This is a genomic window from Paenibacillus sp. WC2504, from assembly GCF_052682475.1.
This window is the reverse complement of the sequence record NZ_JBQZFH010000001.1, coordinates 5,811,145-5,824,714: the sequence shown is the minus strand read 5'-3', so window position 1 is coordinate 5,824,714 and position 13,570 is coordinate 5,811,145. Positions and strand designations below refer to the sequence as shown.

The 13,570-nt window shown below is 47.6% G+C and carries 12 protein-coding genes; 6 read left to right on the top strand and 6 right to left on the bottom strand.

Annotation, left to right across the window (positions count from 1 at the left end; translation table 11 throughout):
- The first annotated feature begins 143 nt into the window (after nucleotides 1-143).
- Nucleotides 144-1,901: a Rieske (2Fe-2S) protein gene (locus ACUN27_RS26160; RefSeq protein WP_445559788.1), complete on the top strand. Its 1,758-nt coding sequence runs from the start codon at nucleotides 144-146 to the stop codon at nucleotides 1,899-1,901.
- Nucleotides 1,902-2,103: 202 nt separating this feature from the next.
- Here ACUN27_RS26160 and ACUN27_RS26155 read toward each other — a convergent pair whose 3' ends face one another.
- Nucleotides 2,104-2,955 (bottom strand): aldo/keto reductase, encoded by an 852-nt coding sequence (locus ACUN27_RS26155; protein ID WP_445559787.1) that lies wholly within the window; start codon nucleotides 2,953-2,955, stop codon nucleotides 2,104-2,106.
- Nucleotides 2,956-3,163: 208 nt separating this feature from the next.
- Nucleotides 3,164-4,081: an AraC family transcriptional regulator gene (locus tag ACUN27_RS26150; protein ID WP_315954688.1), complete on the bottom strand. Its 918-nt coding sequence runs from the start codon at nucleotides 4,079-4,081 to the stop codon at nucleotides 3,164-3,166.
- Between the two features lie 160 nt (nucleotides 4,082-4,241).
- Here ACUN27_RS26150 and ACUN27_RS26145 point away from each other — a divergent pair, with 160 nt between their 5' ends.
- The 3 genes from ACUN27_RS26145 (at nucleotide 4,242) to ACUN27_RS26135 (ending at nucleotide 6,703) form a co-directional block, all read left to right on the top strand.
- Nucleotides 4,242-4,571 (top strand): carboxymuconolactone decarboxylase family protein, encoded by a 330-nt coding sequence (locus ACUN27_RS26145; protein WP_445559786.1) that lies wholly within the window; start codon nucleotides 4,242-4,244, stop codon nucleotides 4,569-4,571.
- A 37-nt stretch (nucleotides 4,572-4,608) separates the two neighbouring features.
- Nucleotides 4,609-5,610 carry an aldo/keto reductase gene (locus tag ACUN27_RS26140; RefSeq protein ID WP_445559785.1) on the top strand — a complete coding sequence of 334 codons (1,002 nt, stop codon included), beginning with the start codon at nucleotides 4,609-4,611 and terminating at the stop codon, nucleotides 5,608-5,610.
- Nucleotides 5,611-5,707: 97 nt separating this feature from the next.
- Nucleotides 5,708-6,703: an MFS transporter gene (locus tag ACUN27_RS26135; RefSeq protein WP_445559784.1), complete on the top strand. Its 996-nt coding sequence runs from the start codon at nucleotides 5,708-5,710 to the stop codon at nucleotides 6,701-6,703.
- Between the two features lie 160 nt (nucleotides 6,704-6,863).
- Here ACUN27_RS26135 and ACUN27_RS26130 read toward each other — a convergent pair whose 3' ends face one another.
- Nucleotides 6,864-7,604 carry an SDR family oxidoreductase gene (locus tag ACUN27_RS26130; RefSeq protein ID WP_326063454.1) on the bottom strand — a complete coding sequence of 247 codons (741 nt, stop codon included), beginning with the start codon at nucleotides 7,602-7,604 and terminating at the stop codon, nucleotides 6,864-6,866.
- 352 nt (nucleotides 7,605-7,956) lie between these two features.
- Nucleotides 7,957-8,511: a TetR/AcrR family transcriptional regulator gene (locus ACUN27_RS26125; RefSeq protein WP_326063456.1), complete on the bottom strand. Its 555-nt coding sequence runs from the start codon at nucleotides 8,509-8,511 to the stop codon at nucleotides 7,957-7,959.
- A 240-nt stretch (nucleotides 8,512-8,751) separates the two neighbouring features.
- On the opposite strand from ACUN27_RS26125, the gene ACUN27_RS26120 reads away from it, so the two are divergent.
- Both ACUN27_RS26120 and ACUN27_RS26115 read left to right on the top strand, forming a co-directional pair.
- Nucleotides 8,752-9,759 carry an oxidoreductase gene (locus ACUN27_RS26120; protein WP_445559783.1) on the top strand — a complete coding sequence of 336 codons (1,008 nt, stop codon included), beginning with the start codon at nucleotides 8,752-8,754 and terminating at the stop codon, nucleotides 9,757-9,759.
- A 79-nt stretch (nucleotides 9,760-9,838) separates the two neighbouring features.
- A complete protein-coding gene (locus ACUN27_RS26115) occupies nucleotides 9,839-10,312 on the top strand; it encodes a cupin domain-containing protein (protein ID WP_326063458.1) in 474 nt (157 codons plus the stop codon).
- A gap of 278 nt (nucleotides 10,313-10,590) precedes the next feature.
- Here the strand turns inward: ACUN27_RS26115 and ACUN27_RS26110 are convergent, their stop codons facing one another.
- Together ACUN27_RS26110 and ACUN27_RS26105 are read right to left on the bottom strand one after the other, a co-directional pair.
- Nucleotides 10,591-12,003: a hypothetical protein gene (locus ACUN27_RS26110; RefSeq protein ID WP_445559782.1), complete on the bottom strand. Its 1,413-nt coding sequence runs from the start codon at nucleotides 12,001-12,003 to the stop codon at nucleotides 10,591-10,593.
- A gap of 437 nt (nucleotides 12,004-12,440) precedes the next feature.
- Nucleotides 12,441-13,535 carry a collagen-like triple helix repeat-containing protein gene (locus ACUN27_RS26105; protein WP_445559781.1) on the bottom strand — a complete coding sequence of 365 codons (1,095 nt, stop codon included), beginning with the start codon at nucleotides 13,533-13,535 and terminating at the stop codon, nucleotides 12,441-12,443.
- Nucleotides 13,536-13,570: the final 35 nt, after the last annotated feature.

The following is a 13,570-nucleotide window of genomic DNA, read 5'->3' as shown; positions in this document are numbered from 1 at the left end:
GCAATTCGTGATGCGATGACAAAATCTTTACTTCCTGCTCCATCAGACGGATCTTCTAGCGTATAATTAAAATGAATAAGTTCTGACCAAAAGCGACTGTTGTAGTTTGGAGTGCAGCTTGAAAAATAAAGGAGGCTGTATCGATGAATGTCAGTTTAAACTGGATATCAGCAGGTGAATTGGAAGCGCTTAAGCTAGTGGGCAAAAAGGTTATTCGAGGAGGTATCGCTGTCTTCTATCATGAGGACCAAGTATATGCCGTAGACAACCGATGCCCGCATTTAGGATTTCCTCTCCATATGGGGAGCCTATGCGACGGGATTTTGACGTGCCATTGGCATCATGCCCGGTTCGATGTCTGCAGCGGCGGTACGCTTGATCCGTGGGCAGATGATGTGCCGTCTTATGAAGTGCGCGTCGATGGCGGCGAAGTATGGGTAAATCCGGTTTCTAGAAGGGTAGAAGGTGCGGAGAAATATAAGATTAGACTGAAAGAAGGGCTCGAGCAAAATATCGGCATCGTTATTGCGAAAGCGGTTGTCGGACTGATTGAAGCTGGCGTGCCGGAGCAAGACATCGCCCGCATTGGCATCGAATTCGGGACGACATATGGAGCGGGTTGGAACGCTGGACTTACGATTCTCACAGCGATGGCGCAAATCGTCGATAAGCTAGACAAGAATGGAAAAATACTTGCCTTATACCAAGGCCTTGTTCATGTTGCTCGTGGCAGCTCGGGGCGAGGAGTCCGCCACTTGCTGTCGGCTCTGCCATCGACTGACGTGCCATTCGAACGGTTGACCGAGTGGTATCGCAATTGTATTGAGGTGCGGGATACGCAGGGCGCTGAGAAAGTGCTATTGACCGCTATTATGAAAGGCATTGACACGAAGCGCCTTTCGGAAATGATGCTTGCTGCCGCAACAGATCACTTTTACTTGGATGGCGGCCATGTGTTTGATTTCCATAACAAAGCTTTTGAGGCGCTGGAGTGGGCGGATGTGGTACGAAAGGAGCGGATTTTAACTTCACTCGTCCCAATGATGGCTAGTCCTACACGGAGCGAGGAGCTGCACCAGTGGCAGGCACCGGTTAACCTCGTAGAGCCGATCAAACAAGCGATCATTGAGCTGGAGCATAATGCGAAGCCCGCGGATGGGTCAAGGCAGCAAACAGCTCTTTCAGTGGAAATGGAACAGCAATTGCTGCAGCAGTTGTTAAGCGATACGCCGGAGCAGACGATCACTTTGCTGCGCGACCTGCTTATCTCGGGAACGGCTCCGGCGCAGTTGGCTCAGATCGTTGCTTTGGCCGCCGCGGAACGGATCGTTCGTTTCCATACGCAGAATGACTTTCGCGATTGGATTGCCGTACTTCACACGTTCACCTATGCTCATGCCGTACATGAAAGACTGCTGCAATCGAATGAACCTCATCTGCAGAGGGCCATTTTTCATGGAGCCGTCAGTGTATATCTGGACCGTTTCCTAAACGTGCCGACAGCTGCGCGGCCGAAGCCGTCCAGCTCCGCCACGCCAACCGATCATCGAGAGATGCTCGATTTGCTCGATCTGCGCCAACAGGTTGGGCCAGCCGCGCAATGGGTTGTGGACTACATACATGGTGGTGGCGATCCTGGAGCGCTTCTTAATACGCTCGGCCATGCGCTGCTGCGAGAGGATGCTGAATTCCACACTTTCCAAATGTATGAAGCCTCAGTGGCTGAATACAATCACTGGCAAGCGGTGAAGGGCTCTTTTGCAGAAAAGGCCAAAGAAACGATGCTGCTCGCCTGTACTCGATATCTGGCAGCACATGCACCAACCGCGCGTGAGCTCCCGCATACGGCCAAAATTGCCTGGAGATTGCATAAAGGTGAACGGTTGTTTGAAGAGGAATGACAGAATGTTGAATCTCTATGGAGAGGCGGAGCTATCATTGCTCAGAAAAACAAAGAATCTCTTGTTTCGAAAGAAGTTGATGTAACCCCGTAGGGGGTTGTTTATCGCAAAGCGATTACAAAAACGGAGCACCGCAGGTTTGCGGGCTCCGTTTTCTAATTAACTATGGAATATCACAGCGATCACTTTGAGCGGTCAAAAGTTAGATATCGAGTTTGCGGTTACCAAGCCATTTCACCATTTCAGGATCGCGATGCGAAAAGAACAGGCTCTGTTTCGTATCTAGCGTAGTAATGGACTCCATATCCGCTTGGCTTAAATTAAAATCAAAGATGTCAAAGTTTTCAATAATTCTTTCTTTACGGACAGACTTTGGAATCACAACGACTTCTCGTTGTGTCAACCAACGTAAAACGACCTGAGCAACCGATTTATGATATTTTTCAGCTATATTTACCAATAGCTCATTCTGGAACAAGTTATTTTTTCCTTCAGCAAAAGGCGCCCAAGATTCGATCTGAACGTGATTCTCTTTCATGAATTTTGCATTTTCGATTTGTTGGTTGAAAGGATGTGTTTCAACCTGGTTTACTGCAGGAATGACTTCATTATGAATGATTAGATCGATCAGACGATCTTCATGGAAGTTACTAACGCCAATGGCACGGATCTTTCCTTCACGATGCAATTCTTCCATAGCCCGCCAAGAACCATGCACATCGCCGAATGGCTGATGGATTAAATACAAATCCAAATAATCCAATTGTAATCTTTGCAGCGACTTTTCAAATGCCTTTTTTGTGCGCTCATATCCAGTATCCTGAACCCAAAGCTTCGTTGTTATAAATAATTCCTCTCGTGCTACGCCACTGCGTTTAATCCCTCTGCCGACTGCTTCTTCATTTAGATAAGAGGCAGCGGTATCAATCAGCCGATAACCTGCCATAATAGCGTCATAAACGCTTTGTTCACATTCATTTTGATCTGCAATCTGGAAAACTCCAAAACCGAGTATAGGCATTTCGACACCATTGTTCAAAGTTACTTTTTGCATATAAAGTCCTCCAGTTTTTTATGATTATGTGCTAGTCAACCTAATGATATCCATAAGAGCCACTCTTTTTACATTCTTATTATGCATCAAATGATAAAGCGATCGTTATCCCAATCGTCTCAAATGTTTGCCTAAACCTCTCGCTACCACATGAGTAACGTAAAAGAGGGAGCAGTCGCCTAAGCTACTGCTCCCTCTTTTTCTTGCTTTACGCGTGGACCCGTTGGTCGTAGCCCGCCTTCAAGCGCTTTATATCTTCTCTAGGTGGAAAACCAAACATACGAGAATATTCACGGCTGAACTGCGATGCACTTTCATAGCCTACTCGGAAAGCTACATCAGCGGCATCCGTTGATTCAGACAGTAATAGGCGCCGGGCTTCCTGCAATCTCAGCTGTTTTTGAAATTGAAGCGGACTCATGGCAGTTACTTCCTTGAAGTGTCTGTGGAAAGTAGAAGTCCCCATATTGGCTAATTCCGCAAGCTCCTCGATTCGTAAAGGCTTATCCATATGATGGATAATTTGATCGATAGCCTCCCGGATCCGGTAGGTGCTGCTACCTTCCATCGCGATTTGGGCCAGAGTAGAACCATACTGCCCTTGAAGAAGTCTGTATAAAATTTCTTTCGTGTAGTAGGGAGCCAGAAACGGAATGTCTTTCGGTTTGTCCATTAAACGAGACAATCTCATAATCGCATCCAATATGGAAAACTCGATCTCGCCGACAAACATCGCACGTTTGGTACCCTCTTGCTGGTCGATTTGAATGTTTCCTTCATTTAATATCTCTAATATTTGATTCTGTGTAAATTCCAGCTTTAAGCTAAGATATGGTTCATCGGGAGAAGCCTTTATGACGTGACCGATCACCGGCAAATTCATAGAAGAAACCAGATAGTCAGCAGGACCATACTCAAATCGCTCCTGGGCCAGTAGCACGTCTTTAAAACCTCGAGCGATGAAACAAAAGCAAGGTTTGTATACCCTGTAAACAGGCTGAGACACTTGCGAGGCACGAACAATAAATAATGAAGGAATCACCGTCTCATAAACACCGTCTTGACCCGCATGTCGTTCAATCAATTCAGCAAGTTCATTCTGTAGGTGATCAATTTGTCCTGTCATCCTGTCCTCCTTACGTGTTGACCTTTGATGTTCTCATTATAGTATAACAATCTTCAATTGCGAAAGTAGTGACAAGAGGATTAGGCAATCATTTGAGACGAATGGGATAACGATGACTTTTAAAAGTGTAGCATAATAAGTAGGAAAGGGAGCGATTAAAATGTCAGATTCCAAAGAACTTACTATTGCTCAGAAGGCGATCGGAGATTTCGCGCCTAAGTTGGTTGAACTAACTGACAAGGTATTGTTTGGAGATGTATGGAAGCGCGAGGGACTTTCTCCACGTGACCGCAGTTTGATTACCGTAGCGAGCCTAATTACTGGTGGAAATACGCAGCAGCTGAAAAACCATTTACATTTAGCCAAACAAAACGGTCTGTCGGAAGAAGAGCTGATCGAAGCGATGACCCATCTTGCCTTCTATGCAGGTTGGCCGAAAGCAATGTCAGCCATTATGTTTGCAAAAGACGTATTTACATCCGAGAAATAATTAGCTATTCGGCCTACCCATCAAGAGAGGTGATCAAATGGAGATTCGTTCATTAGGAAGGACAGGATTAAAGGTAACCAATTTGTGTCTGGGGACAATGACCTTTGGCAACCAAGCGGATAAAAAGGCTTCCTTCGAAATTTTGGACAAAGCCTATGAGACTGGCGTGAATTTCATTGACACGGCCGATGTGTATCCGATCGGAAGGCAATCGCATGCCGTCGCCGGCGCAACCGAGTCGATCATCGGGGAGTGGCTGCAAGGTAGACGAGACAAGCTGGTACTTGCGACAAAGTGTTTTGGCGCGATGGGACCTGGCCCCAACGAGAAGGGCTTGAGCAGGAAGCATATCTTCACAGCGGTCGAGGACAGTTTGCGCCGCTTAAAGACGGACTATCTAGACCTTTACCAAGCACACCAATACGATAAAGACACGCCCATGGAAGAAACACTGCGCGCGTTAGACGACCTTGTCCAACAAGGAAAGGTCCGTTACATCGGAATCTCGAACTGGCGGGCCTGGCAGGTCGCAAAAGCAAACGGCATTGCGGAGCGGAAAAATTATGCCAGGATCGTAAGCGTTCAGCCGCGGTACAATCTGTTGTTTCGGATGATTGAGGACGATTTGGTTCCTATGGCACTTGATGAGGGGATCGGCATTATTACCTACAACCCACTTGCTGGCGGCATGTTGTCGGGCCGGTATGGAAAAAACGCTCGTATCGAAGAAGGGACCCGGTTTGGACTCGGGAACAATTCGGGGGTCTTCTACCAAGAACGGTATTGGAAAGAAGCGACGCTCGATGCAGTTGATCGGTACCGGATTTGGTGTGCAGAGCAAGAATTGAATCCTGTGACAACGGCCGTAAAATGGGTCACGCAGCAGTCGGGCATTACCTCCGCTATTATTGGCGCCAGTCGTCCGGAGCAATTGGATGCGAGCTTGCAAGCCGCTGACATGAATGCCTTAACTGAACAGCAGATAGCCTGGCTCGACGGGCTGTGGTTCTCACTGCCCCGCCGCAGCGAATTTAGTTAGAAAAGCGAGGAGCATGTCTGCCGCCGTGGCAAACTGCTCCTTTGTTCTGTTGCTTAGGATTCGAGACGAATGGGATATCTGTTTAAGGAGGCAAAAGATGTTTGCTAGATTAACTAAATTGTTTGCGATCAAGGGATATAGTTTGTTAGTCATTTGTGTTCTATGGGTAGGTACAGGTATTTCAATTTCACTGCCGTACGTAGCTCTCTATTGTACGGAGAAATTGGGCATGAGCGCGGCAGCCTTCGGCATTTTCACAGCAGTGGGTTCGTTAAGTGGCGTGGTAGCAAACTCTTTCATTGGTAAACATTCGGATCGCAGGATGGACCGGAGATTTATTATTATACTAGCAACTGTTTCATCTGCATTGGGCTATACTTCCTATTTAGTGTTTGATAACTTCTTGATTTTGCTTATCATCGTTAGTTTTTTTAGTGGTTTAGGGGCTGCCGCTATGCCACAAATTTACGCATACGCTCAGGAATCGGCAAATGAAAGCAACTCCGATGACAAGACTTTTGCGATGTCCACTTTACGTTCACTTGTCTCTCTCGGCTTCTTGGTAGGACCTTTAATCGGAACAATCATATTAGGAACTATTGGATATAAGGGACTCTTTTTAGGGACTTCTGCTATTTTTCTCACAATTGCATCTCTTGTTTTTATTTTTCTGCCTAAAAAAGGAGCCACTCAAAAAAAGAGATTGGGTTCTAGCGCAACTACACTCAAACGTAGTCAGATTTATTATCCGTTAATTGCCTTCATCTTTCTATTTGCGGCGGTCAATGCCATTAATGGGGTTGTTACCCCATTATTTATTGTCAACGAGCTTCATGGTACGTATGCCAATGTTGGAATGGTTGTAAGTATATGTGCTGGTTTAGAAATTCCCATTATGTTCTTGTTAGGCGCCGTAAGTAGGAAAATATCGAACCATTCTTTGATGATCAGCGCATGTTTAATTGCTATACTCTACAACATTATTTTAAGTGTTTCTACCGATTCCTGGCAGTTGATTGCAGCACAGCTCTTACAGGCGGCATTTGTCGCTATTGTTATGGGGTACATGAAGTCGGACTTGCTCATGAAATGAGTCAGCGAGGACACGGACGCGGCTGCGGCCGTATTGTTCTCCATATTTAAGGGGCTATTGTTTATCCAAGAACTATATGGCGGATATTTGAAGCTAGTCGAGATTAGCAAGTACAAGAAAAAACGCGCAAATCACGATCTGCGCGTTTTTATGGGCAGTATTAGAATTCCTGCGACGTAGGACGTAGAACGATCTCGTTGATATCGACCTCCAACGGCTGTTCGATGGCAAAGGTGATCGCCCGAGCCACCGCGCTAGCTGGAATAGCGGATTTGTAGAAATCCAACACAGTGGACTGCGCAGTGCCAGTGGTGTTGTATTTCAGGTCGCTTTCTACGGCTCCGGGTTCGATAGACGTTACCCGTACCTTATCGCCGACTTCATGGCGCAGGCCTTCGGAAATTGCACGCACCGCGAATTTCGTGCCCGAATAGACAGTGCCGCCCGGCGAGAATACCTTGATTCCGGCAACCGAACTGATATTGATGATGTGACCGTTTTTCTGAGCAAGGAAGCCCGGCAGAACTGCGGCGATGCCATAGAGTACCCCCTTGAGGTTGATGTCGATCATCGCGTCCCACTCATCGGTGTTTACCTCGGCCATGGGACGAATTGGCATAAAACCGGCGTTGTTGATGAGCACGTCCAGTTTGCCAAAATCGGCAACGACCGCATCGACGACAGCCTTGAACTGCACCTTGTCTACTACATCGAGAGGATAGGCGCTAGCCTTGCCGCCAGCCTTTGTAATCTGCGCGACCACCTCGTCGAGCTTGTCCTTCCGTCGTGCAGCCACCGCCACGATCGCTCCCTTGGATGCTAGGAGTCGCGCGGTCTCCGCTCCGAGACCTGTGCCGCCCCCCGTGATCAGAACGACCTTGTTTTCAATACCTTCGCTCATGTTACATCTCCTCTGTGGATATTTTGGAGTCTGCCCCCCATAGAAGCTTTAGGAGCTTGGATAAACCCTAAAATAAAGACAACCTAATGGGCGCTCGATAAAGATAAGTTACTCAGGGAGTGCTCGGATTATTAGTAGGCATCAAATTACAATTTATGTGAATAATAGTTACCAATTTCATCCCTAATATTATGATTTAGAAGGGATATTACGGATAACTTTAGCTTCAAATAAAAACGGCAGCTGATCAGGGATCAGCTGCCGTTTTTATTTGACATAAGGGGGAGGATAGAGCACAAATAAGCTGTTTTAAAGTCGACTTTTCGATAGCAGAAAGAAGAATCATCCTCTCCTAATTGAGAGTAATTCGGAGCAAGTCTTCAATCATTTGGCGAAGCTCCGAAGAATTTCTGGCGACTAGTTTAAACCCGCGGGATGCACTTGTTAAAAGATGCACCAACTTCTCTGGAGATAGGAAACTTGCGCTGCCTGCGGATTTCGACTGCGATTGAAGAATAGAGATCAAGACGGCCTCAAGCTTATTGTAGCTCGCATCAAGTGACTCTTGAGCGAATGTATATGAGCTGTCGGTCATTTCCTTTACTTCCGGCGAGTTCAACGATTGATCGAAATTGTTTACAGACCATACCTCGAATGCATATAAAATTTTGTCTTCAGGCGTTTCCCTGGAAGAAAGTCCCCCCACTATTTCTTCAATGAGAATGTCACCGTAATGAAGAATCGATGCGTTAAATATTTCCTCCTTGTTCTTGAAGTACAAATAAAGACCCGCGCGCGAAATACCCGCTGCTTCTGCTATTTCATTCATAGACACTCGCTTATAGCCATACTTGAAAAACACATCTAATGCAACGGATAGTATATGAAGCTTCTTTTTGTCGTCCATGAAGTTATTATTATACACTTTACAAACTTTGTCTAGTCGTATAATATAGACACATAGACATTTTACGTTAAATGTCTAAAAATCAAAAAAGGAGCCCTATTAAGATGACAATCACAGCATAAATCAAAAAAGATGGGCAAGGATTTGCAAATATATAAGGTCGACATTGCGGTTCCGTTTCATTGGCAGCAAGCGCATGACAAGACATTTATTATACTAACTTTAGAGGAGATCTTAATTATGACAACAAAGCAAAAACCAATTGGCTCCGGCTTTGGAGCTTCTGTGACAGCCGAAGACGTTATTAAGGGTATTGATCTTTCCGGCAAAATTGCCATCGTCACAGGAGGCTATTCCGGACTCGGTCTAGAGACTGTGCGTGTGCTACGTTCAGCTGGCGCCAAGGTTATCGTTCCGACGCGCGACTACAATAAAGCGGTGACCGCCCTTGCGGACATCGATGGTGTTGAAATTGAAGTGATGGATTTACTGAACCCTGCTTCGATTAATACCTTTGCAGATAAGTTTCTTGCCACCGGACAGCCACTGCACATCCTAGTAAACAGCGCAGGCATTATGGCATCTCCTCTGTCACGAGATTCGAGAGGATATGAATTGCAATTCGCGACGAACCATCTGGGTCATTTCCAACTTGTTGCCCGGCTTTGGCCAGCGTTGCGTAAGGCGAATGGCGCGCGGGTGGTTTCTGTTTCGTCCTGGGGGCATCATTTTTCACCCGTTGTGTTTGATGACCCCAACTTCGAACGACGTGACTATGATCGCTGGGGGGCCTATGGCCAGTCGAAGACGGCCAACGTTCTTTTTGCGGTTGCGCTAGACAAACGCGGCCAGGCCGATGGCGTGCGCGCCTTTTCCCTTCATCCGGGCAGTATCGTTGGCACCGGTCTCGAAAAACATCTGTCGAAGGAGGAACTGCATGCCGCGGGTGTCATTGATGAGAACGGGCAGCCAGTCCTCGATCCAACGAAAAATCTCAAGACGGTAGGGCAAGGCGCTGCTACCAGCATATGGTGCGCGACGAACCCACAGCTTGAAAATATGGGCGGCGTCTATTGCGAGAACTGCGATATCGCCCCTCTGGGACAGGACGCTGAATCCGAATTTCATTTGGACAATAATTCGACATTAACGGACTCCGGTGTAATGCCATATGCGGTCGATCCCGAGGGAGCTGATCGACTCTGGACCCTTAGTGAACAATTGATAGGTTTAAGGTTTGCAATATAAAAGAAGGTTGCACCTGTCCAACTGTGGAACGAAAACTTTGTTTCAAGAAAAAAGAGGATAGAGTAAAGGAGGATGTAAGATGGAGTATACGGATAAAGCAGTAACCGGAGCAGCCGTTACTTTTGCGAAGGATCTCGAATGGTTCAACACGATGCCAGGCGAACAAATGGCTATTCGCATCCACAGTAATCAAGTTGGAGGAGCGATAACTGTCGTGGAAGCGCGTGTACCGGCTTTGATTGGTCCACCAAAGCATATTCATAAGGAGCGGGAAGAAGTATTCGAGATTCTTGAAGGAATTTTCCGTTTCCAATGCGGGGAGGAGGAATTTGAAGCTACTCCCGGAACTAGTGTCGTGGTTCCTCGTGGAGTACCTCATGCGTGGGCTAACATCGGATCCGAAATGGGACGTATCCTTTTTACCTTCGCACCTGGCGGTATTGATGATTTCTTCCCTGAAATCAGCCGACATTCACTTGAGGAAATTGGGCGACTCGCAGAGCAGAATGACACACTCATTATTGGGCCTCCAATTCTTCAGCAACCATACTAACATTTGGAACCTGACTATTGGACTTCATATAATAAATTAAACAATGAGAAACGGGACAGTCCAGGACTAAATCTGAACTGTCTCGTTATTTATTGTGAAGACTTTCGGATGTTGGTTGAGAATGGTAAAGAAATGAAAGTTTTCACCCCGACGGATCGCGTTTGGAGTAACACTGGCTAGGGAAGTGCCAGTGTTACTCCATTTGTTACTTAGAAAGAGGGAGAAATGTCTTCTGATTACCTATCCGTGACAATGGCTAACTACAAGATAGAGACTTATTAAGAAGGAGTGTAAGATAAACTGGCACTAAATGATAGCTGTGTGATATCAGCTGCTGAGGCATCCGTCGACGCAAGTGTCCTTACACGAATACCAATACGATCACCGGCAGAGACATTTAAAAATCCTCCAACATTTAGATTCGTTGCGCTACGGAAAGTACCAGCTGTAATAATATTATTTGGAAATCCAAATCTGAGTGAACTAGTTAATGCAGTTGTCACGTAAGGTGAAGATAGATGATCAATCCCATTATTAGGAGCTGACGGTGCGAGGAATACTGTAAAGTCATATTGAAGACCTAGTGTATTGATAGAAACCACAGATGCAACCAATAAATCTGCACTTATTTGTAAATTTTGAACGGTACCATTAAAGGGGATTGGGAAAGCAAAGCCACCTGCTTCGGGTGGACTGGTTGATTGTCCACCTCCGCCAATAACTTCAACCGTATGGTTACCAAAACCCATTAAAATCGGAGCAGCGGATACTACTGTAGCGCCACTGAGGATGATTCCCGTTGAAAATGGAATTAATCCCCCTCCTCCTGGCCCAGGAGCACCCGTTGCACCCGTTGCACCTTGAGCTCCTGGCGTTCCCGGGGCTCCAGTTGCACCCGTTGCTCCCTGAGCTCCTGGCGTTCCGGGGGCACCCGTTGTACCCGTTGCACCTTGAGCTCCTGGCGTTCCGGGAGCACCCGTTGCACCTGTTGCACCTTGAGCTCCTGGCGTTCCGGGAGCACCCGTTGCACCTTGAGCTCCTGGCGTTCCGGGAGCACCCGTTGTGCCCGTTGCACCTTGAGCTCCTGGCGTTCCCGGAGCACCAGTTGAACCCGTTGCACCTTGAGCTCCTGGCGTTCCCGGAGCACCAGTTGAACCCGTTGCACCTTGAGCTCCTGGCGTTCCAGGAGCTCCAGTTGCACCCGTTGCACCTTGAGCTCCTGGTGTTCCTGCCGGTCCACGTGCTCCAGCTTCTCCTTGTGGCCCTCGCGCCCCAGCAGGACCACGTGGTCCTGCTGGCCCTTCAAATCCTCGAGGACCTGCTGGACCAGCCGGTCCACGAGGTCCCGTTTCTCCTCCGGCAGGTCCTCGAGGTCCTACTGGTCCGGCTGGTCCTTCTGAGCCCGCTGGACCTTGTGGTCCCATTGGGCCAACCAGACCAGGAACCCCTTGTGGCCCCATAGCTCCAGCTGGTCCAGGTATTCCTTGCGGCCCTTGTGGTCCTATTGGTCCTTGGGGGCCGCCAGCAGGCCCGGCCGGCCCGCGTGGTCCTTGAGGTCCCGGAGGTCCCCCGGCCGGCCCGGGAGGGCCTTGAGGTCCGGCAGGTCCTATTGGCCCTTGAGGACCCCCGGCAGGACCAACAGGCCCTTGAGGTCCCGTAGGTCCAACAACCGTCGGAGTTGTCACATTCACTTTAGGTGGGGGACATGATACCTGCACAATTTTTTTAATTACTCGAAGACGACGCTTTTTTCTTTTTCCTTTTGGAGGGCAAACAATTACTGTTTTCTTTTTACACCGTTTCTTATCATCAAAGCAGCTCAATAATGACACCTCCCTATAGAGATGGTTTATTGTACGTTGATAGTTTAATTTCGGGATGGACTACTAGCCATATGTAGCTAGACTAAGATCTATTTATGGAAAAAATAGGCATAAAGGAATTAGGATCAATCACTCGACAAGTGGTGTTATATGTGTCTAGGATTCTTTGAGAAATTTCTATTGATGTTTGTAAAAGATAACAAAGGAGATAAAATAAAATGAAAGGATGTTGCATAAACATGAGTGAGCACATATTGAACGAACAAAAGCCGGTTCCCAGGATGGAAACCGACTTTTCATGATCACTAAGACAATTGTGTAATGACGAGATGTGCGGAAACAGGCATTGTTCCTCCTGCAACAGGAGTTATGGTTAGAGCCGTGGAATTACCCGCGGGGTTCCTTACAGTGATGATGGAATTGATGACTGTTGTTTGCAAAATACTCATGCCTGTTATTTGCGAAGTACCTGTCGCCCGACCAGCCACCGTAGTAGCTAATTCAGTGCCATTGAGGGTTAAAATCCATTGACCAGCCTCCGTTACACTTATTTGAAATAAGACCATATAAGTCCCAATCGCTGCTAAGTTAAATGAACTGGGACCCGTACGAGTAATTGTAGTCCCGCTTGTAGGACCATTTTGGGGAAAGCTTATGTCGGCACCGGGAGCAACGGTTGCTGCATTATCAGGAGGCATCAGCGCAAAAAAATCAGCAAAATTTGATACTGCCGCTGTTCCTGTTGCGCCCGTTGCGCCTGTCGCTCCAGCGGTGCCCGTTGCGCCTGTCGCTCCAGCGGTGCCTGTTGCGCCTGTTGCTCCAGCAGTCCCCGTTGCGCCTGTTGCTCCAGCGGCCCCTGTCGCGCCAGTGGCTCCAGCAGTCCCCGTTGCGCCAGTGGCTCCAGCGGCCCCCGTCGCGCCAGTGGCTCCAGCAGTCCCCGTTGCGCCTGTCGCTCCAGCGGTTCCCGTTGCGCCCGTTGCCCCTGCGGCACCAGTTGCACCAGTCGCTCCTGCAACTCCCTGCGCTCCGGTTGGACCTGTCGGACCAACCGCGGGTCCGCCAGTAGGGCCTGTAGGACCCGCAGGGCCTGTGGCTCCTACAGAGATAGGGGTCTCAAGAATGCTTTCCAACTTGGATTGTAGAAGGAATTCTTTTCTAGATACCGCATTAATTGTACTTTTTACACTTTCATTTATTAATAATATATCACTGATTGTCGCAGGCGGTCCTGTCAATCCAGGTAATGTTCCGAGTACATATTGGAGCTTTTCACCTTCCGCATTGAGTATATGGCTTAAACCAAGCTCTTCCATGGCTATCGACGAAAGCAATAAATTGATCGCATCATCTCGCGTTACAGTAATATTAGGTGATATATTAGGAATATTTGCTTGTGACACATCACATTAACCTCCTTTGCATGTAATTCTGTTAT